The sequence below is a fragment of the uncultured Oscillibacter sp. genome (assembly GCF_910587525.1).
Classification (GTDB): Bacteria; Bacillota; Clostridia; order Oscillospirales; family Oscillospiraceae; genus Oscillibacter.
Window position 1 is genome coordinate 1 of the sequence record NZ_CAJULS010000027.1, and the last position, 20,400, is coordinate 20,400.

Sequence of the window (20,400 nt, forward strand, 5' to 3'; positions counted from 1 at the left end):
GGATCTTCTTGTACTTGCCGCAGTGGCACTCCCAGTCCTTGGTGGGCCCGAAGATCTTCTCGCAGAACAGGCCCTCCTTTTCCGGCTTGAGGGTGCGGTAATTAATGGTCTCGGGCTTTTTCACCTCACCGTAGGACCAGGCGAGGATCTGCTCAGGGGAGGCCATACCGATTTTAATCGCGTCAAAGGCAATGCTGTTGCCGGTGTTCATATCACTCATAGTGCGATTTTCCTCCTTCAATGATTCAGAATAGGGCGTTTGACGAACGGTTGACTCTGAATCATTCCTCATCGTCCTCGTCGAAGTCCATGCTGATGTCCGCGCCGGCGTCCTCCGGGGCGTCCTCGATGTCAAAGCCGGATTCCTGGAACTCCGTCTCGTCGGCAAAGGCGCGGCGGCGGTCGTCATCGGCGTCCATGCGGGCCAGGTTGAAGGTATCCATGGCGTCCTCATCGTCCTTGAGCTCGATGGTGTTGCCCTCGGGGTCCAGCACCTGGATGTCCAGGCACAACGACTGGAGCTCCTTCACCAGCACCTTGAAGGACTCCGGTACGCCGGGCTGGGGCACGTTGTGGCCCTTGACGATGGCCTCGTAGGTGCGGACGCGGCCTGTCACGTCGTCGCTCTTCACCGTCAGGATCTCCTGGAGGGTGTAGGCGGCGCCGTAGGCCTCCAGGGCCCAGACCTCCATTTCGCCGAAGCGCTGGCCGCCGAACTGGGCCTTGCCGCCCAGGGGCTGCTGGGTCACAAGGGAATAGGGGCCAGTGGAACGGGCATGGATCTTATCATCTACCAGATGGTGCAGTTTCAGGAAGTAGACATAGCCCACGGTGACTTTGTTGTCAAAGGGCTCGCCTGTGCGGCCGTCATAGAGGACGCTCTTGCCCTCGGGGTCCAATCCGGCTTCAGCCAGCATGGCGGAGATATCCTCCTCCCGGGCGCCGTCGAAGATGGGGGTGGCCACTTTGCAGCCCAGGGCGTGGGCGGCGTAGCCCAAATGGACCTCCAGCACCTGGCCGATGTTCATACGGCTGGGCACGCCCAGGGGGTTCAGCACGATATCAAGAGGCGTGCCGTCGGGCAGGAAGGGCATATCCTCCTGGGGCAGGACCCGGGAGACAACACCCTTGTTGCCGTGGCGGCCGGCCATCTTGTCGCCCACCTGAATCTTCCGGCGCTGGGCGATATACACCCGCACCACCATGTTCACGCCGGGCCCCAGCTCGTCGCCGGCCTCCCGGGTGAAGACCTTGGTGTCCAGCACGATGCCGCTCTCGCCGTGGGGGACCTTCAAAGAGGTGTCCCGGACCTCCCGGGCCTTCTCGCCGAAGATGGCCCGCAGGAGCCGCTCCTCGGCGGTGAGGTCGGTCTCGCCCTTGGGGGTGACCTTGCCCACCAGAATATCCCCGGCCTTCACCTCCGCGCCCACGCGGATGATGCCGTTCTCGTCCAGGTCCTTGAGGGCGTCCTCACCCACGTTGGGAATGTCCCGGGTGATCTCCTCGGGCCCCAGCTTGGTATCCCGGGCGTCGATCTCAAACTCCTCGATGTGGATGGAGGTATAGAGGTCCTCCCGCACCAGGCGCTCGTTCAGAAGGACGGCGTCCTCGTAGTTGTAGCCCTCCCAAGTCATGAAGCCCACCAGGATGTTCCGGCCCAGTGCAATCTCGCCCTGATCGGTGGCGGGGCCGTCCGCCAGAACGGTGGGCCCCTCCTCGCCGTTGGGGCCCTTGCTGCCCGGTCCCAGGACCCGGTCGCCCACCGACACGATGGGCCGCTGGTTGATGCAGGTGGTGTGGTTGGAGCGCAGGTACTTGGTGAGCTTGTAGGTCTTCTTCTCCCCGCTGTCGTACTGCACGGCAACGTGGCGGGCGTCCAGATCGGTGACCACGCCGTCACCTTCTGCCGTCACCACGATCTCGGAGTCCACGCAGATCTTGTGCTCCATGCCGGTGCCCACGATGGGGGCCTCGGGCCGCAGCAAAGGCACGGCCTGGCGCTGCATGTTGGCGCCCATCAGGGCGCGGTTGGCATCGTCGTTGGGCAGGAAGGGGATCATGGCCGTGGCGATGGAGACCATCATCCGGGGGGAGACGTCAATATAGTCGATGTTCTCCCGGTCCACGTCCACGATCTCGTCCCGGTGCCGCCCGGTGATACGGGCGTTGACCAGGCAGCCGTTTTCATCCACCGGCTCCGCGGCCTGGCCGACGATGAAGTTGTCCTCCTCGTCGGCGGTCATATAGGTGATTTCCTCGGAGACTTTGCCGCTCTCCTTATCCACCGCCCGGTAGGGGGCCTCTATGAAGCCGTACTCGTTGATGCGGGCGTAGGTGGCCAGATACGAGATCAGGCCGATGTTGGGACCTTCGGGCGTCTCGATGGGGCACATGCGGCCATAGTGGCTGTAGTGCACGTCCCGGACCTCCATGTTGGCCCGCTCACGGGAGAGGCCGCCGGGGCCCAGGGCGGAGAGGCGGCGCTTGTGGGTCAGCTCCGCCAGGGGGTTGGTCTGGTCCATGAACTGGCTCAGGGGGCTGGAGCCGAAGAACTCCTTGATGGCCGCGGTGACGGGCCGGATATTGATGAGGCTCTGGGGGGTGACAATATCCAGGTCCTGGATGGTCATGCGCTCCCGGATGACCCGCTCCATGCGGGAAAAGCCGATGCGGAACTGGTTCTGGAGCAGCTCGCCCACGCAGCGCAGGCGGCGGTTGCCCAGGTGGTCGATGTCGTCTTTGACGGACACGCCCCGGGCCAGGCCGTTCATATAGTTGATGGAGGTGAGGATGTCGTCGATGATGATGTGCTTGGGCACCAGGTCGTCTTTGTGGAGCTTAATCTGGTCAATGAGTTCCTCGCCCTGGTACTGGCCCAGCAGCTCCTGGAGCACGTCGAACCGAACCCGCTCCTTGATGCCGCAGGTTTTGAAGGGGTCGAAGTCCACATAACGGGCCATGTCGCACATCCGGTTGGACACCACCAGCAGCGGCTGACCCTCCACATCAATGGTGACTTCGCTGACGCCCACGTCGTCCAGCAGCCGGGCGTCAGCCTTGCTCAGCAGGTGCCCCTCGTCAAAGAGGATCTCCCCGGTGGCGGGGTCCGCCACGGCATTCATCAGCTTACAGCCGGTGACCCGCTGCCACAATGACAGCTTCTTGTTAAATTTGTACCGGCCCACGACGGACAGATCATAGCGCCGGGGATCGAAGAAGAGGTTGTTCATCAAGGTCTCAGCGGCCTCCACCGTAGGAGGCTCGCCGGGACGCAGGCGGCGGTAGATCTCCAGCATGGAGTCCTCGTAAGTCTTGCAGGGGTCCTTTTCCAGGGTAGCCATGATGCGGGAATCACCGCCGAAGCGCTCTTTGATCTCCTCGTCAGACCGGATACCCAGTGCCCGGATCAGGCAGGTGATGGGGATCTTGCGGTTCTTGTCGATGCGGACCCAGAAGAGCTCATTGGCGTCGGTCTCATACTCCAGCCAGGCACCCCGCTGGGGGATAATCTGGGCAGAGAGAATGGGCAGGTCGGTCTTGAGGTCGATCTCCTTGCTGTAATACACGCCGGGAGAGCGGACGATCTGGGAGACCACAACGCGCTCCGCGCCGTTGATGACGAAGGTGCCGGAGTGGGTCATCAGGGGGAAGTCCCCCATGAAGATCTCCTGTTCCTTGATCTCCCCGGTTTCCTTGTTCCGCAGGCGGACCTTGACCTTCAGGGGGGCGGCGTAGGTAGCGTCCCGGGCCTTGCACTCCTCCACGTCGTACTTGGGAGCCTCGTCCATCTTGTAGTCGATGAAGGTCAGCTCCAGGTTGCCCTGATAGTCCGTGATCGCGCCCACATCGGCAAAGACCTCCCGCAGGCCGGTGTCCAAAAACCAGTGGTACGACGTCTTCTGAATCTCCAGAAGGTTCGGCATGGGCATGACTTCCTCATGCCGGGCAAAGTTCTTGCGCAGGGTCTTTCCGTAGTACTTGTCTTTGGCCATCTTCTCAAATTCACCTTTCTTCCGCTCCGCCCTGTCCGGCGGCGCGCGTTGTTTCTCCTAAAAAAGCGCCAGATCGCGATACGCACGGATGAGTTGTTAAAAACCGCCCATTCCGCTCTTGCATTGTCATGGGAAATGTGCTATGCTGAGTGTAGAGATAAAGATGGGTTTTTATCTCTGTCCAGCACATAAGTGATTCATTCTACCATGCTCTTCCAGGGCTGTCAAGCAGAATTTCCGCCTTTCGGGCGGTGTTTTTATTTTTCTGTAGTCTCTCCGCCCCATTTTCGGTCCGAAAACATAAAACGCCTCCATCCGGAACTCCGGGTGGAGGCGTTTTGCCGTTTGCTCAGCTGAACAGCTCCTCGTCGGCGTAGTCGTCATACTCGGAGCGGAAGCGCTTGTTCAGCCGCTTCTTCATTCCGCAGCAGCCCACGGACAGGTCGTGCCAGCCGCCGATCAGCAGGCAGACCACCGCTGCGAAAGCCAGGCTGGCCCCAATGATCTTCATGACCATGCTTGCCGTCTTGCCCATATCAGATATTCCCCTTTCCATTGTCCATTTCAAGGTCTTTGATCCGTATACCGTCGGTAGTATATCACATGTCCCGGCAAAAGGGAAGCACATTTTTTGCCTTCCGGCCCACCCCCTCTCTTATCCGCAGGAATTCGACACTTTGCCGAATATCACCCTTGTCCCGGGCGAACATTTGTGATATGCTGAATAAAACAGCTTTTGAAGGAGGTCTTTCCAATGTATGCTCCTCGACGGACCTTTGCCGTTCTGTTCTGCGCCCTCCTTCTGGCAGGCTGCAGCCGGCAGAAGGCCGAACCCCTTCCGCCCCTAGAGGAGCTCCCGGCGGATTACAGCCTGGAGCAGGCCAGGGAGGACGGCTGCGTCGTCCATGAGGACGGGGACATCGCCTCCGGCCACGAGGCCGGGGAGGATTTTCTCAAAGCGTCCTCCTCCGGGAAGGCGGCCGCTGTGCGGCTGGTCAATTACTACACCCTGGACGATCCCTCCCGCTATGACCCGGACTACTACGAGTCCATCAAGGACGATTACCCCCTGCTGTTCGTCAGCGGTCTGTCCTTTGACGGAAAGGCGTATACCGTCTCCGGCCTGGAGGACAGCGAGCGGTGGGAGAAGACCTATTCCCATCTGAAACGGTTCGAGGATAAGGCCGAGACCCACAGTGCGGTCTATGACTCCTATATCCGGTATGTCCTGGTGAATGACGACACCGTCACCTGGAACCAGCTTGTCCACGGCATGTTCAGCTCCCGGTTCGGGGACTCTATTCCTTTCCACTCCGTATATATAGATTACATTTACAATGATTAAATAATAGAGGCAAACAGAATTTTGCAAGGAGGTTTTTCCCTATGAAGCTCAGCTTTTTCGGCGCGGACCAGTGCGTAACCGGCAGTTGTCACTGCCTGGAGATCAACGGCAAGCGCATCCTCATTGACTGCGGACTGCAGCAGGGCCGGGACGAGGTGTCCAACGGTGAGTTCCCCTTTGCCGCCAACACCATCGACTACGTGCTGGTGACCCATGCCCACATCGACCACTCCGGCCGCATTCCCATGCTGATCAAGCAGGGCTTTCAGGGCCGCATCCTCACCACCCGCCTCACCGCCCAGCTGCTGGAGATCATGCTGCTGGACTCCGCCCACATCCAGGAGCAGGACGCCGAGTGGAAAAACCGCAAGGGCGAGCGCTCCGGAGCCCCCCGGACGGAACCCCTCTACACCGTGGCGGACGCGGAGCGGGTGCCGGAGTTCCTGGACACCTGCGAGTACGGCCAGTTCGTCCACCTCTGCGATGGCGTGGACCTGGAATTCACCGACGCCGGCCACCTGCTGGGCTCCGCCTTCATCGCCATGGATCTGGAGGAAAACGGCGTGAAGAAGAGCATCGTCTTTTCCGGCGATATCGGCAACATCGACCAGCCCATCATCCGGGACCCGGTGCAGATCACCGGAGCGGACTATGTGGTGATGGAGTCCACCTACGGCGACCGCAACCATCCGGAGCACTGGGGCTATACGGACAACCTGGCCAAGATCATCGACAAAACCATGGCCCGGGGCGGCAACGTCATCATCCCCTCCTTCGCCGTGGGCCGTACCCAGGAGCTGCTGTACTTCATCCGGGAGATTAAGGAAAAGCACCTGGTTGCCTCCTGCCCCGATTTCCCGGTGTACATCGACTCCCCCCTAGCCAAAAAGGCCACCACCATCTTTGACGGCGACCTCCGGGGCTACATGGACCTGGACGCCGTGTGGCTGACCCGCAAGGGCACCAATATGTTCCGCTTCCCCAACCTCCAGCTGACGGAAACCAGCGAGGAGTCCAAGGCCCTTAACGAGGACCCCACTCCCAAGGTCATCATCTCCGCCTCCGGCATGTGCGACGCCGGCCGTATCCGCCACCACCTCAAGCACAATCTCTGGCGGCCGGAGTGCACCATCCTCTTCGTGGGCTACCAGGGCGAGGGTACCCTGGGGCGGAGCCTGCTGGAGGGCGCCAAGAGCGTGAAGCTCTTCGGCGAGGAGATCTCCGTCCAGGCCCATCTGGAAAACTTCACCGGCCTCAGCTCCCACGCCGACCGGGACCACCTGCTGAAATGGATCAGCGGCTTCCAGGAGCCAACGCCCCAGCACGTCTTCGTGGTCCACGGTGACCGGGAGATCGCTCCCTTCTTCGCCAAGACGCTGGAGGGCATGGGGATTCCGGCCCATGCCCCCCAGTACACGGAGGTCTACGACCTGGCCGCCAACACCCAGCTGGCGCCGGGCTATCTGCCGGAGCGGAAGGTCTCCAAGGCGACTCCCGGCGGGGCAAGGGCCTCCGCCGCATACGAGCGGCTGGTCTCTGTGGGCGCCATGCTCAACGAGTCTATCAAACGCAGCAAGGGCCGGGACAACAAGTCCCTGGCAAAGTTTGCCGACCAGCTGCGTCTGCTGCTGGAGAAATGGGAGGCGTAAGCCTCAAAAAGCGGAAGGCAGAAGCCTTCCGCTTTCCCGCACCGCCGGCCAGCGGTGCTCTGGCCTTGGGAGGTATCGCAGATATAAAGCAGATATAAATTTGTACGCTCTTCGCTTCCGGGCGGTCCCCTTCTCCGCAGCAGTGGACTTTTTCGTCTACACGGAAGACTTTCTCTACGATGAGAGCCGCCCTCTAGGGTTACTGTTTTTGGCCGTCCAAGCTGCGGCGGTGGCTCCTGACGCCCTTTTAATCCGCTCCGCCGCGGGAAAACGGCAGTAACGGTCCGGCATCTCCCTTTTTTGTCAATGTTCTATAATTTCTAAAGAGAGGACCCGTCTATGGAAAACCTGCGCCAGCCCCTGCAAAAGGGAAACATCTATACCGGCACCGTGGAGGGCTACTCCAGCGAGGGCCTGGGCATTGTCCGTCTGGACGGCGCCGTGGTCTTCGTCTCTCAGGCCGTCCGGGGTGAGACCGTGGACCTGCGGATCACAAAGGTGATGAAGTCCAGCTGCGCCGGGGAGATCGTGAAGATCCGCACCCCCTCGCCGGAGCGGGCCGCGCCGGAGTGCCCCCATTTCGGCAAATGCGGCGGCTGCGATTTCCAGCACCTGAGCTATCCGGAGGAACTCCGGGCCAAGCGCCAGCGGGTGCAGGACGCCCTGAAACGCCTGGGCGGTACCGATTTACAGGTTGAGGAGATCCTGGGCGCCAAAGACCCTGCCCATTACCGCAACAAGAGCCAATACCCCGTGGGGGCCGACGGATCCATCGGCTTCTACCGCTCCCACAGCCATCAGGTGGTGCCCATTGACCGATGCCTGATCCAGTCGGAGGTCTCTGACCGGACCGCCAGAGCCGTGGGGGACTGGATGCGGCGGTATAAAATCTCCCCCTACGATGAGACCTGCGGCAAGGGCCTGATACGCCACATCTATGTCCGGGTCAACGCCGCGGGTGAGAGCCTCTGCTGTGTGGTGGCCAACGGAAAGCAGCTCCCCCGGGAGCCGGAGCTGGCAGCCCTCATTCAGTCCGCCGCCCCCAGGACCGTGGGCGTGGTGCTGAATACCAACACCCGCCCCGGCAATGTGATTCTGGGGGACAAATACCGCACCATCTGGGGCCGGGACTTTTTGATGGACACCCTCTGCGGTCTGGAGTTCAAGCTGTCTGTCCCCTCCTTCTACCAGGTGAACCGGGCTCAGGCGGAAGTGCTTTACAGCAAGGTCCTGGAGTTCGCCGGCCTGACAGGCCGGGAGACGGTGCTGGACCTGTACTGCGGCACCGGCACCATTACGCTGTGTCTGGCCAAAGAGGCAAAGCGGGCCATTGGCGCGGAGATCGTGCCCCCCGCCGTGGCGGACGCCCGGGAGAACGCCGCCCGGAACGGCATCGAAAATGTGGACTTCTTCTGCGGAGACGCCGCCGCCGTGGCCGCCCGGCTGGAAGCCGAGGGTCTGAAACCGGACGTCATCACCGTGGACCCGCCCCGAAAGGGCCTCAGTCCGGAGGTCATCGCCTCCATCGCCGGCATGGGGCCGGAGCGGGTGGTGTATGTCTCCTGCGATCCCGCTACTCTGGGACGGGATGTGAAGCTTTTCGCCGGGTTCGGCTACCGGGCAGACCGTGCCTGCGCTGTGGACATGTTCCCGGCCACGCGGCATGTGGAGTCTGTGGTCCTCCTCACCCGCTCCACCACTCTGTGAACCATCCCCGAAAGGAGGTCCCCGTCATGCCCGCCCGCCGCACACTGCTGATTCCCGCCCTGCTGGACGACTGGTTCCCCTTGTTGCAACATGCCTTCGCCTCCGATGCCTGGGAGCCCGTGCTGCTGACGGAGGGCCAGAACCTTGCCGGCCTGCGGTACTTTCACAACGAGCTGTGCTACCCCGTCTTTCTGGTCGCCGGACAGGTGCTCTCCGCCCTGGCCTCCGGAAAATACGATCCCGCCCGGTGCGGCGTGCTCATGGGCCAGGCCGGGGACGAGTGCCGGGGCTCCTGCGGCATCCGCCTGACCCGGAAGGCCCTGGACAAAGCCGGATACCCGGAGGTGGCCCTGCTGAGCCTGAATGTGCGGGGCATCGACCGGGACACCGGCCTGTCCATCACGCCCGCGATGGTCCGCCGGGCTCTAGCCGCCGCCGTGTGGGGGGACACGCTGGCCATTCTCCGTAATCAGACCCGGCCCTATGAGGTCCATCCCGGCGAGGCGGAATCCCTGTGGCGGACGTGGATGAAAACCCTGGGGGACAGTCTCCGTCAAGGGAAATCCCTTACCCGCTGTCAGATCATGGCCCGCTGCCGGGAGATGACCGCCTCCTTCCGCCGGGTGGAGACCATGCCCCGGAAGGTCCAAAAGGTGGCCGTGGTGGGAGAGCTCTACACCAAATACTGCCATCTTGGCAACTGGGACCTGGAGAGGTATCTGGCGGCGGAGGGCTGCGAGACCGGCGTGGGCGGCATCACCTGGTACGCCCTGTACTACATGGACTCCCATGCTTTGAAAGGTCCCGTCCCCCAGCGGAAGCTCTACCGCCTTCTGAGGCAATACATGGGGGCTGTCCAGCGGGAGATGCTGGGCATTTTGAATGGGGCCGGTTACCGCACTCTGCCCCCCTTCGCCCAGATGAAGGAGCAGGCGGAGGGCCTCGCTCCCCTGAACTGCACCGTGGCGGACGGCTGGCTCATCGCCGCCGAGGCCGCCGCCTGGGCCCGGCTGGGCTGCCGGAAGATCCTCTGCGTCCAGCCCTTCGCCTGCCTGCCGGGGCATATCTTCGGCAAGGGGCAGTACGCCGCCCTCCAGCGCAAGCTCCCTGGGACCCGGCTGGTCAGCGTGGACTACGATGCCAGCACTGGTCCCGGCACTGTGGAGAGCCGCATTCGGATGCTGCTGGACGAGGAGCTGGATTCGGATTTTTAGATACTATTTGTATATTTTTCTAATAATATACTATTTGCAATCAAAGAAGGTGCTGTCATGCCCCCCAAAACCCTGCTGATTCCCTCTCTCCTGGACGCCCACTGGCCTCTGCTCCAGTGGGCGTTTCAGTCCCCGGCGTGGACCCCTGTTGTACTGGAGGGAAACCGGGCAGATGTGGAGGACCTGGGCCTGAGCCGCACCCACAACGACCTGTGCTATCCCTTTGTCCTCATTACCGGGCAGGTGCTTTACGCTCTGCGCTCCGGGGAGTACGACCCGGCCCGCACCGGCGTGCTGATCTCCCAGACTGGCGACGGCTGCCGGGGCTCCTGCCTGATCCGGCTGCTGCGGCCGGTGCTGGACCGGGAGGGCTTTGCCCAGGTGCCGCTGCTGTCTTTCAACGTCCGGGGTGTGGAACGCTCCTCCGCTTTGCCGGTGTCCCTGACCATGGCCCGCCGGGCCCTGGCCGCGGCATTCTGGGGGGACGCCCTGCTGCTGATGGGCAGCGAGATCCGCCCCGCGGAGCGCCGCACCGGAAAGACGGAGGCCCTGATCCGCCGCTGGGAGGAGACCCTTTCCGGCGACCTTGCGTCAAACCGGAATCTCTCCCCCGCCGCGATCCTCCGCCGCTGCCGGGAGATGGCCCGGGATTTTCAAGCGGTGGAGACTGCGCCTGTTCCCTTACAGAACGTCGCCCTGGTGGGGGATATCTACACCAAGTACTGTTCTCTCGGCAACTGGGACCTGACGGGCTTCCTGGAGCGGCAGGGCTGCCGGGTGGGGATCAATGGCCTGACCTGGTACGCCCTGTACTATCTGGACAGCCACCTGGAGATTGGCCCCCTGCCCATGCGGCTGGGCGGCAAGCTGCTGGCGGCCCTGGGCGGGCCCATGCAGCGCCGCTTCATCCGGATTCTGCGTGAGGCGGGGTTCACCGCCCTGCCGCCCTACCGGGAACTGAAGGCTTTGGCGCGGGAGCTGAACGGCACCCGCTGTGCCCTGGGCAGCGGCTGGCTGCTGGCGGCGGAGAGCGCCGCCTGGGTCCGGGCGGGGTACCGCAAAGTCCTCAGCGGCCTGCCCTTTCAGTGTCTGCCAGGCCACATCTACGGCCGGGGGCAGTACGCCGCCCTCCAGCGCCAGCTGCCGGGGAGCCTCATTGTGGGGGTGGATTACGACGCCTCCCTCCGGGACGCCACGGTGGATACCCGGGTACGGATGCTGCTGGACACGGAGCTGTAAAGGCGGGAACCTTTTTCTCTCTCAGCCCGTCCAAAAGAACAGGAGGTGTTTGAGATGAAAAAACGATTTTTGTCCCTGGCCCTGCTGGGCCTGCTGACCCTCACCGCCTGCGGCAGTTCACCGAAGGCGGGAGACGCCTTTGAGGGTGAGGTGAACAACTATGAGGGCGTCACTATGACCGTTGTGGAGGGCACCGCCACGCCCGGCGGCGTCACTGTGGAGGTGCTGAACACCACGGAGGCGGAGATCGACAGCGGCAACGAGCACGATTTTGGTCTCCAGATGGAGCGGGACGGCCAGTGGTACTGGCTGGAGCGCAAGGGGGAATTCGCCAACACGGCGGAGGCGTATATCTTCGCCGCAAACGAGCCCCGGGAGCTGGTCCTCACCTGGGGCGGCGATTACGGCGATTTGAAACCCGGACACTACCGGGCGGCAAAGTGGTTTTTCGAGTACCGCGGACCTGGTGACACGGCGGACTTTCTTCTGACAGCAGAATTCACCCTGGAGTGAGGCAATTTACGAAATAAAGGGCGGCGGTTTTTGAAACCGCCGCCCTTATTGTAAACTTTTTTCCTGGAAGCCGGATTTTCTTTGCAATCCCTTCCTATTTGTGGTATGCTATCGTTGTTTTATTATGAGCAATTATCTATACAAGAGAACTCTTCCCTTTCTCAGGAAAGATGAATTGAAAGGATGTATATAAAACCATGGGTCTTTTAAAATCAATCTTCGGCGATTACAGCTCCCGGGAGCTGAAATCCATCTACCCCATTGTGGACAAAATCGAGGCCATGGCCGATGAGTACAAAGCCATGACCGACGCCCAGCTCCAGGCCAAGACAGCCGAGTTTAAGGAGCGTCTCGTAAACGGCGAGACGCTGGACGGCATCCTTCCGGAGGCCTTTGCCGCCGTGCGGGAGGCATCCGACCGGGTGCTGGGCATGCGGCCCTACCGGGTGCAGCTGGTGGGCGGCATCGTCCTCCACCAGGGCCGTATCGCCGAAATGAAGACCGGCGAGGGCAAGACACTGGTTGCCACCCTCCCCGCCTATTTGAATGCCCTGACGGGACAGGGCGTTCACATCGTCACCGTCAACGACTACCTTGCAAAGCGCGACAGCGAGTGGATGGGCAAGGTTCACCGCTTCCTGGGGCTGAAAGTGGGCCTCATTGTCCACGGCCTCACCAGCAAGGAACGGCAGGAGGCCTATGCCGCCGACATCACCTACGGAACCAACAACGAGATGGGCTTCGACTATCTGCGGGACAACATGTGCATCTACTCCCAGGAGCTGGTGCAGCGGGGCCACGCCTTTGCCATCGTGGACGAGGTGGACTCCATCCTCATCGACGAGGCACGGACGCCTCTCATCATTTCCGGCCAGGGAGAGAAGTCCACCCAGCTCTACGACATGGCGGAGATGCTGGTGGCCCGGTTCAAAAAGCAGGTGGTGGTCCAGGTGGACAACAAGGAGGAAGAGGACGAGGCTATTGACGCCGATTATGTGGTGGACGAGAAAGGCAAAACCGCCACCCTCACCGCCCGGGGCATCGCCAAGGCGGAGGAGTTCTTCCACATCGACAACCTGTCGGACCCCTCCAACTCCACTCTGAGCCACCACATCAACCAGGCCATCCGGGCCCACGGCACCATGAAGCGGGACGTGGACTACGTGGTCAAGGACGGCGAGGTCATCATCGTGGACGAGTTCACCGGCCGCCTGATGTTTGGCCGGCGGTACTCCAACGGCCTCCATCAGGCCATCGAGGCCAAGGAGCACGTCAGCGTCAACAGCGAGAACAAGACTCTGGCCACCATCACCTTCCAGAATTACTTCCGCCTGTACAGCAAGCTCTCCGGCATGACCGGCACCGCCATGACGGAACAGGAGGAGTTCGGCACCATCTACAACCTGGATATCGTGGAGATCCCCACCAACCGCCCCAACGCCCGCGACGATCACCACGACGTGGTGTACAAAACCGAGGCGGGCAAATTCCGGGCCGTGATCCAGCAGATCAAGGAGTGCCACGAGAAGGGCCAGCCCGTGCTGGTGGGCACTGTGTCCATCGAGAAAAACGAACTCCTCTCCAAGCTCCTGGCCAAGGAGGGCATCAAGCACAACCTCCTGAACGCCAAGAACCATGAGAAGGAGGCCGAGATCGTGGCCCAGGCGGGCAAGTTCGGCGCCGTCACCGTGGCCACCAACATGGCCGGACGCGGCACCGATATTATGCTGGGCGGCAACGCCGAGTATCTGGCCCGGGCGGACCTGGTGAAGGCCGGCTACTCTGAGGAGGTCATCGTGGACGCCACAGGCTACGCCGACACCGACAACCAGGAGATTCTGGACGCCCGTAAGCTGTTCTCCGAGAAGATGGCCCGGCACAAGGCGGAGATTGCCGACGAGGCGGACAAGGTCCGGGAGGCGGGCGGCCTCTTCATCATCGGCACCGAGCGCCACGAGTCCCGCCGGATTGACAACCAGCTGCGGGGCCGCGCCGGCCGCCAGGGCGACCCCGGCGAGACCCGGTTCTATATCTCCCTTGAGGACGACCTCATGCGCCTCTTCGGCGGTGACCGCATCACCGGCATGATGGAGCGGTTCGACATCGACGAGGATACCCCCATCGAGAATAAAATGCTCACCAAGGCCATCGAAAACGCCCAGACCACCGTGGAGTCCCGGAACTTCCAGTCCCGGAAATCCGTGCTGGAATACGACGACGTGATGAACAAGCAGCGGGAGATCATCTACGCCCAGCGCCGCCAGGTGCTGGACGGCCTGGACATCAAGGATACGGTGCTGAACATGATGCGCACCTCCATCGGAAACCACGTCTCCCTGGCCTTTGGGGAGCGGCAGCACCTGGACGCCGCCGGGTATCAGGAGATGCTCCGGGGCCTGGAGGGCATGTACTTTGCCAAGGGTGCCGTCTCCATCCCCGGGGCAGAGATTCCCGGCAAAACCCAGGAGGACTTTGACGCAGCCTTTACCGCCGCCGCGGAGAACTTCTACGAGGCCAAGGAGGCGGAGATCACTCCCAATATCATGCGGGAGCTGGAGCGTGTCATCATGCTCCGGGTGGTGGACGAATATTGGATGGACCACATTGACGCCATGGACGACCTCAAGCAGGGCATCCGCCTCCAGGCCTACGGCAATACCGACCCGGTCATCGCCTACAAGCAGGAGTCCCTTTCTATGTTTGAGGAGATGGTCTCCGCCATTCAGGACGAGACTGTCCGCCGCCTGTACTCCGTACGCCTCAAGAAGGACGAGGAGGTCAAGCGGGAGCGCGTGGCCAAGGGCATGGTGGAAAATGTGGGCGGCGACGGCACCAAGCCCAAGAAGCAGCCTGTAAAAGTCACCAAAATCGGCCGGAATGATCCCTGCCCCTGCGGCAGCGGGCTGAAGTGGAAGAAGTGCACTTGTCCTGAGTACCATCAGAACTGATGGATGGTGTTCCCGCCTTGCGGCGGACAGGGTTTGACCTGCCCTGACGGGCGGGGGAGATTTCAGCCATGACGATGGCCGGGCTATGCACCCCCCCATTTTCTTTTCTCCGCTTGTGGAGAAAAGAAAACGGGCCGTGCACGGTCCAAAAGAAAAGAGACGCTTTGGTCCTCGCGGGAGTACGCTCCATTCATCGAAAAGACCGGCGGAAACTTGCCGCGTAAATGCAAGGACTTTCTTCTCTTCCCGCGCTTCGCGCCTAGCACGTTCCGTGTGGGATGGTGCCCCTTTCTTCTTTCGGCAGAATTGTGGGGCCTGGTCCCCTGATCAGGCTATCCCCCAACACCCCTGGCACTTCCGCCAGAACGCCTGTGGGGCCTGCATCCCTGTGCAGGCCATTGCTCAAACAACCATGGAGGTACGATATATGGACCACAACAGCGAGGGCACATTAAAACTGCTCCAGGACATCAAAGAGATGCTTCTGGGCGGGATCTTTCTGCTCATCGGCGCACTTTTGACTATCGCCGGATTCATCGCAGAGCTGGCGATGGCAGACGCGTTTTTTATCTTCTTTTTGATCGTCGGTCTCCTGCTCCTCTTCTGCGGCGGACTCCATCTCTGGCATGGCTGGACGGCCCACGAGGTCGTGGAACACCCAGAAGAGACTCCCAACACGCAACCATAACGGAGGTATTTATGGCCTTTGAAACCCATGAGCGGGACGGTCTGGTCTTTCTGACCTCCTCCCTGCTCCCCGTCCCCCACGCCTTCTCCACCCGCCTGGGCGGCGTCTCTCCCGCTCCCTGGGACAGCCTGAACCTCCGCCCCGGCATGGGGGACGGCGTGGAGGCCCTGCGGGAGAACTACCGCCGCTTTTGCGGCGCCGCCGGCGTGGACATGGACCGCCTGGTCCTCTCCCGACAGGTCCACGAGACCACTGTCCGCCCCTGCGCTGCCGCCGATGCCGGCAAGGGGCTGGACCGGGAGCGGGATTACTCTGCCGACGGCCTGATTACCGGTGAAAAAAAACTCCCTCTGGCGGTCTTCTCTGCCGACTGCGGCGTGATCCTGCTACACGACCCCGTTACCGGGGCGGTAGGCGGCGTTCACGCCGGGTGGCGCGGCTGCGCCGGGGGGATTTTGGAAAAGGCTGTCCGGTCCATGGGCCAAAACTATGGCACGAGGCCGGAGAACCTACTGGCCGCCATCGGCCCCTGCATCGGCCAGTGCTGCTTTGAGACCGACGGCGACGTACCGGAGGCCATGCGTAATGCCCTGGGCACGGAGGCAGAACCGTTTCTGGAAAAGCGGGGCCCCAAGCACCACGTGGATCTGGCGGGCCTGAACCGCCGGTGGCTCCTGCGCTCCGGGCTGCTGCCGGAACATATCGACGTCTGCGGCCTGTGCACCGCCTGCCGCCCGGACCTCTTCTGGTCCCACCGAAAAATGGGAGACGCACGGGGCGTCCACGCGGCGCTCATCTCCGCCCGCTGAGAGGTTCCCGCCGTGTATCTCCCAACTCCCCATTCCAACGACAACGGTGACACGATGAAAAAGCACTTGTTAAAACTGTTCTGCCTCCTCCTGCCGGTACTGTTTTTGACAGGCTGCTGGCAAGAGGAACTACCGGAGAACACCGGCCTGATCTCTCCCGGCGAAGAACTGCCTCAAGAGCCGGAACCAGAACTGCTGCTGCCGGAGTTCTTCTCCCTGCCCTACGCGCCGGATCAATCCCTGGACCCCATCGACTGCCCTGACGGACCGCAGCAAACGGTGGCTTCCCTGATCTGCGAGGGGCTCTTCCGCCTGACCCCCGATCTGGAGGCGGAAAGTCTCCTGTGCCAGAGCTATAGCTACGATTCAGAGCGGTACGCCTACACCTTCACCCTCCGTCCCGGGGTTCTCTTCTCCGATGGCTCCCCCCTCACCGCCCGGGATGTGCGGACCGCCCTGGAGCGGGCCAGGCGGTCGGAGCGTTACCAGGCACGGCTGGCCCAGGTCTCCTCCATCTCCGCCGGGGACGGCACGGTTACCATCACCCTCAGCCGCCCTAACACCGGCTTTCCCGCCCTGCTGGACATCCCCATCTCCAAGGAGAGCGGCGGCGTTCCTCTGGGCACCGGCCCCTATTTTCTCACTCAGGACGAGGGCGGAGCCTTTCTGGCCGCCAATTCCACCTGGTGGCAGGGTCACAGCCAGCCGGTGGAACGCATCGGCCTGACGGAGGCCTCCGGCCAGGACGCCGTGCTCTACCGCTTCTCCTCCCATGAGGTACAGCTGATCACCGCCGACCTCACCGGCACAGATCCGGCTGCCCTTACCGGCAGTGTCAGCCAGTGGGAGGCGGACACCACCATCCTGCAGTACGTGGGCCTGAACACCGCCGCCGCACCGTTGGATAATGCCGCCCTCCGGCGGGCTCTGGGAGAGAGCCTTAACCGGAAGCACATCGTCAGCGGCTTCCTTTCCGGCCACGGCAGAGCTGCCCAGTTCCCCGTCTCCCCGCTCTCCTCCCTCTACCCAGAGGAGCTGGAGGTCCGCTTCTCCGCCGACGCCCCCGTCCAGGCCATAAGCCGGAGCGGCTATGTCCCGGAGCGCACTCTCACCCTGTTAGTAAACAGTGAGAACAGCTTCAAAACCGCCGTGGCGGACTATCTGGCAGAGTCCCTTACCGCCGCCGGCGTACCGGTAGAGACCCGAATTCTGCCCTGGGAGGAGTATACCGCCGCCCTGGAGGCGGGAGATTTTGACCTCTACTACGGCGAGGTACGCCTCACCGCCGACTGGAACCTCTCTTTCCTGCTCTCCACCGGCGGGGCGCTGAACTACGGCGGCTGGACGGATGCTGAGGCAGACAGTCTGCTGGCCGCTTACAGCGCCGCGGAAAACCGGACCACCGCCATGGAGGCGCTGTGCGCCTATCTCCAGCAGCAGTCCCCCATCCTGCCGGTGTGCTTCAAATCCACCTCCGTCCTCGCTCAAACCGGCGTTCTGGAAGATCTGATCCCTACGGCGGCGCAGCCCTTCTATAACCTGGCCGGCTGTACCGTCCACCTGCGGGAGAAGTAAAAGCGAAACAGCGGACATCCTTGTGGATGCCCGCTGTTTTTCATCGTTTCGCCTTTCCAGTGATCTCCTCCACCGTGATCTTCCAGACCCCAGTCCGGCTCAGGCTCTTGGCGACGGCTCCGGGGAAGTTCTCCATGTTGTCCGGCGTATGCCGCTGACACAGCATCTGCAGGGCATGGATCTTCTCATCGTCCTGCGTCACCTCTTCCGCTCTTCCAAAGACCACCGCTGACTCAAACAGTGTAGTGAACTTCCCCGGCGGCACCCGGGTATCCCCCACACAGCAGAGACAGACCCTGGAAAAACGCCGCAGGCACTCCACCTTCCGCCCCTCCAGAGCACTGTGAAAGTAGATTGCCCGCCCACCCCGGGCGATGGTCACCGGCAGCCCGTAGGGACTGCCGTCCTCCGCTGTCATAGCCAGGAAGGCGTACTCGCACTTGTCCACCACCTCCCAGGCAAACTCCTCCGGCATCTGCCGCTCCTTTCGCCGCATCTCTGTCATAATCACGCGCTCCTCTTTTTTGATCATAGCCAGCTTCTGCTGTTTTGTTAACCGTTTAATAGCGGCCTCCCGCCGCAGCGCGGCGGACCGGTCCGGCGCCGCCTCCTGATAGGCCAGTGTCACCGGCAGGCGGCTGCGGGTATATTTGGCCCCTTTGCCTCTCTGGTGGGCCTCCAGCCGCCGGGAAAGATCGTTGGTGCAGCCGGTATACAGCGAACCGTCTCCACAGCGGAGTATATAGACAAGCCAGGACATTTCCCTCTCCTCTCCCGCAGGACACCCGTCCCAATTTTTTCTCCACTATATCAGACATCTTCCCTGCTGTAAAGTCCGCATGTGGACCGTCCCTTTTAAGAAAAGTGTTGCCGCGGTATAACTTCGGCAGTTTCTACAAAACCGGGTTGATATGGTAATGATTGCGTGATACAATCAATTCGGTAAATTGAGTTTTGAGGGGGTGCGTTTTTTTATGAAACGATTGTCTTTCAAATCACAATGTTATGTGTCTTTGGCCGTTATAATATGCTTTTTTGTGTTCGGAGAAATCCTCAAAATGGGTATACTTCATAATATCGGGTATATTATCTTTGGATTGATCTTCTTAATAAATCCTGTATGGCCTAAATCCGCAGATTGGCGAAGTCATGATGAATTGAAGAAGGGTATCCGCATTGGTAGTTTGCTGGTAATAATCGTATTTGGATTTTTAACCCGTTATGGCGTGTAACTTCCAGTTTATCTGTCAAATCCTCTTAAAACTCTGATATATCAAGGCTTCCAGCTGATTGAATGTTCAAACCTTATGTAATTTCCCTTGTTTTTGCCCTTGCAGGCCGAAACAAGGGAAACTTTTTACTCCCCGCAGACTACCTTATCCAGCAGTCGGGCGGAGGTACGCTTGGCCTCCCTCGTGGCGTGGGCGTAAATGTTCATCGTGGTACTGACGTCGGCGTGTCCCAGCAGCTCCTGCACGTCCTTGGGAGCCGCCCCGTTGGACAGGAGGTTGCTGGTGAACGTGTGCCTAAGCATATGGAAATGAAAATCCTCCAGCCCCGGCACTTTCTTCTTCGCCTGACGGCACATGATACCCACCGTCCCCGGCGTTTCAATGGCCCCGTCAGGACGGAGACAGACAAAGGACAGCTCCCTATACCCCTCCGGCACGCCTGCCGTCCTGGGCAGGGTGTAGACCTCATAATAGGCCCGGTCTTTCTCCCTGACCTCGGTGCAGTAGTTCAGGCTGTAAAGCTCCCCATAGCGCAGGCGGTTCCCAATCTGCTCCTTTTTGGCCCTCCGCAGGATCGCCGCCAGCGTGTCGCAGAAGTCCACAGTACGGACTTTCTTCCGCTTGGTGGCCCCGATCTCCGTCTTGTGCCTCGCCCCGTTGTAACGGATGCTCCGCCGCACCGTGAGGTACTGCTCGTCCAGGTTGACGTCCTGCCAGGTGAGGGCGCAAACCTCCCCGATACGAAGCCCGGTGTAGTAGGCAATCTGAATGGGCAGCAGGGCCGGGTTGTCTTTCCTTTTCAGAAAGTCCTCCAGCGCCCGGAACTGTTCATGGGTGAGGGTGGGCACCGCCGGGGCGTCCCCGTCCTCCTGGGAGAACAGCTCGTATTCCTCTTTCTTCCCCCGCCAGACCACATACTGCATGGGGTTGAAGCTGATGAGCCGCTTGGGGAACACCGCAAAGCGGAACGCCCCTTGCAGGACTGCCGAATACTGCCGTAAGTACCCTTTGCTGAGCGCCTTTGCCGCTGTCCCGTCCGGGTTTGTCCCGCCGAAGCTGAGCAGGTCGATGTAGGCTTGCAGATGGTCGGGGGTGACGCTTTTCAGCTTGCGATTTCCGATGGGGTGCTGCTTGATACGGTTGACCGTCCCCTGATAGGCCATCACGGTGCCGTTGCTGAGATTTCCGGGCTTCAGTTCTTCTTCCACCCACATATCCAATAGCTGCCCCACGGTGGTGTTCTCGGACTTTGCCACGAATTTTTTCGCCTCGTAGTCCTCCATCGCCTTGCGGAGCAGGGCCTCCGTTTCAGATTTGCTCTCTGTCCCGGCGAACTCCCGCTGTACCTGCCGCCCGCTCTCGTCCTCCACATAGAAGCGGTAGTACCACTTTTTGCCCTTTTTACGTACAGAACCTTTTGCCATAGATGAAATGCTCCTTTCTATCCGTGGCAATCGGGCCTGTGACGTATGATGTGCGTTCCATCATT

Annotated in this window: 15 protein-coding genes; 10 read left to right on the plus strand and 5 right to left on the minus strand. The window is 61.3% G+C overall.

Features of this window, described 5'->3' with window-relative positions; genetic code table 11:
• From QZ326_RS04355 to QZ326_RS04365, 3 genes are all read right to left on the minus strand, one after another.
• Positions 1-220: hypothetical protein (locus tag QZ326_RS04355; RefSeq protein WP_295741664.1), on the minus strand; the 220-nt coding region annotated here is incomplete at its 3' end.
• Between the two features lie 61 nt (positions 221-281).
• Positions 282-3,992, minus strand: coding sequence for a DNA-directed RNA polymerase subunit beta (gene rpoB, locus QZ326_RS04360; protein WP_295741667.1), 3,711 nt, complete (start codon positions 3,990-3,992; stop codon positions 282-284).
• 349 nt (positions 3,993-4,341) lie between these two features.
• Entirely contained in the window at positions 4,342-4,527 is a 186-nt protein-coding gene (locus QZ326_RS04365; RefSeq protein ID WP_295741669.1) for a hypothetical protein, read from the minus strand.
• 219 nt (positions 4,528-4,746) lie between these two features.
• On the opposite strand from QZ326_RS04365, the gene QZ326_RS04370 reads away from it, so the two are divergent.
• The 10 genes from QZ326_RS04370 to QZ326_RS04415 all read left to right on the plus strand — a co-directional run bounded on the left by QZ326_RS04370 (position 4,747) and on the right by QZ326_RS04415 (position 17,679).
• Complete coding sequence (locus QZ326_RS04370) at positions 4,747-5,337, plus strand: hypothetical protein (protein ID WP_295741672.1); 591 nt, start codon at positions 4,747-4,749, stop codon at positions 5,335-5,337.
• A 41-nt stretch (positions 5,338-5,378) separates the two neighbouring features.
• Positions 5,379-6,986, plus strand: a complete 1,608-nt coding sequence (locus tag QZ326_RS04375; RefSeq protein ID WP_295741675.1) for an MBL fold metallo-hydrolase RNA specificity domain-containing protein — start codon at positions 5,379-5,381, stop codon at positions 6,984-6,986.
• Between the two features lie 339 nt (positions 6,987-7,325).
• Positions 7,326-8,693: a 23S rRNA (uracil(1939)-C(5))-methyltransferase RlmD gene (gene rlmD / locus QZ326_RS04380; RefSeq protein ID WP_295741678.1), complete on the plus strand. Its 1,368-nt coding sequence runs from the start codon at positions 7,326-7,328 to the stop codon at positions 8,691-8,693.
• Between the two features lie 26 nt (positions 8,694-8,719).
• On the plus strand, positions 8,720-9,907 hold the full coding sequence (locus QZ326_RS04385) for a 2-hydroxyacyl-CoA dehydratase (protein WP_295741681.1): 1,188 nt from the start codon (positions 8,720-8,722) through the stop codon (positions 9,905-9,907).
• Positions 9,908-9,964: 57 nt separating this feature from the next.
• Entirely contained in the window at positions 9,965-11,146 is a 1,182-nt protein-coding gene (locus QZ326_RS04390; protein WP_295741684.1) for a hypothetical protein, read from the plus strand.
• A gap of 54 nt (positions 11,147-11,200) precedes the next feature.
• On the plus strand, positions 11,201-11,659 hold the full coding sequence (locus QZ326_RS04395; RefSeq protein WP_295741687.1) for an immunoglobulin-like domain-containing protein: 459 nt from the start codon (positions 11,201-11,203) through the stop codon (positions 11,657-11,659).
• A 197-nt stretch (positions 11,660-11,856) separates the two neighbouring features.
• Positions 11,857-14,607, plus strand: coding sequence for a preprotein translocase subunit SecA (gene secA, locus QZ326_RS04400; RefSeq protein ID WP_295741690.1), 2,751 nt, complete (start codon positions 11,857-11,859; stop codon positions 14,605-14,607).
• Positions 14,608-15,034: 427 nt separating this feature from the next.
• Positions 15,035-15,295, plus strand: coding sequence for a hypothetical protein (locus QZ326_RS04405; RefSeq protein WP_295741692.1), 261 nt, complete (start codon positions 15,035-15,037; stop codon positions 15,293-15,295).
• Positions 15,296-15,306: 11 nt separating this feature from the next.
• Complete coding sequence (gene pgeF / locus QZ326_RS04410; protein ID WP_295741695.1) at positions 15,307-16,104, plus strand: peptidoglycan editing factor PgeF; 798 nt, start codon at positions 15,307-15,309, stop codon at positions 16,102-16,104.
• A gap of 12 nt (positions 16,105-16,116) precedes the next feature.
• Positions 16,117-17,679, plus strand: a complete 1,563-nt coding sequence (locus QZ326_RS04415) for an ABC transporter substrate-binding protein (protein WP_295741699.1) — start codon at positions 16,117-16,119, stop codon at positions 17,677-17,679.
• A gap of 40 nt (positions 17,680-17,719) precedes the next feature.
• On the opposite strand, the gene QZ326_RS13385 is transcribed toward QZ326_RS04415, so the two are convergent.
• Positions 17,720-18,439 (minus strand): pyridoxamine 5'-phosphate oxidase family protein, encoded by a 720-nt coding sequence (locus QZ326_RS13385; protein ID WP_326172432.1) that lies wholly within the window; start codon positions 18,437-18,439, stop codon positions 17,720-17,722.
• 597 nt (positions 18,440-19,036) lie between these two features.
• The gene (locus tag QZ326_RS04430) at positions 19,037-20,335 is read right to left on the minus strand and encodes a tyrosine-type recombinase/integrase (protein WP_295741703.1); all 1,299 of its coding nucleotides are present in this window, start codon (positions 20,333-20,335) and stop codon (positions 19,037-19,039) included.
• Between the last annotated feature and the right edge of the window lie 65 nt (positions 20,336-20,400).

Excerpts from the sequence above, each read along its gene's own strand:
- rpoB (WP_295741667.1), bottom strand. The coding sequence starts at position 3,992 with ATGGCCAAAGACAAGTACTACGGAAAGACCCTGCGCAAGAACTTTGCC.
- QZ326_RS04365 (WP_295741669.1), bottom strand. The coding sequence starts at position 4,527 with ATGGGCAAGACGGCAAGCATGGTCATGAAGATCATTGGGGCCAGCCTG.
- QZ326_RS04370 (WP_295741672.1), top strand. The coding sequence starts at position 4,747 with ATGTATGCTCCTCGACGGACCTTTGCCGTTCTGTTCTGCGCCCTCCTT.
- QZ326_RS04375 (WP_295741675.1), top strand. The coding sequence starts at position 5,379 with ATGAAGCTCAGCTTTTTCGGCGCGGACCAGTGCGTAACCGGCAGTTGT.
- rlmD (WP_295741678.1), top strand. The coding sequence starts at position 7,326 with ATGGAAAACCTGCGCCAGCCCCTGCAAAAGGGAAACATCTATACCGGC.
- QZ326_RS04385 (WP_295741681.1), top strand. The coding sequence starts at position 8,720 with ATGCCCGCCCGCCGCACACTGCTGATTCCCGCCCTGCTGGACGACTGG.
- QZ326_RS04390 (WP_295741684.1), top strand. The coding sequence starts at position 9,965 with ATGCCCCCCAAAACCCTGCTGATTCCCTCTCTCCTGGACGCCCACTGG.
- QZ326_RS04395 (WP_295741687.1), top strand. The coding sequence starts at position 11,201 with ATGAAAAAACGATTTTTGTCCCTGGCCCTGCTGGGCCTGCTGACCCTC.
- secA (WP_295741690.1), top strand. The coding sequence starts at position 11,857 with ATGGGTCTTTTAAAATCAATCTTCGGCGATTACAGCTCCCGGGAGCTG.
- QZ326_RS04405 (WP_295741692.1), top strand. The coding sequence starts at position 15,035 with ATGGACCACAACAGCGAGGGCACATTAAAACTGCTCCAGGACATCAAA.
- pgeF (WP_295741695.1), top strand. The coding sequence starts at position 15,307 with ATGGCCTTTGAAACCCATGAGCGGGACGGTCTGGTCTTTCTGACCTCC.
- QZ326_RS13385 (WP_326172432.1), bottom strand. The coding sequence starts at position 18,439 with ATGTCCTGGCTTGTCTATATACTCCGCTGTGGAGACGGTTCGCTGTAT.
- QZ326_RS04430 (WP_295741703.1), bottom strand. The coding sequence starts at position 20,335 with ATGGCAAAAGGTTCTGTACGTAAAAAGGGCAAAAAGTGGTACTACCGC.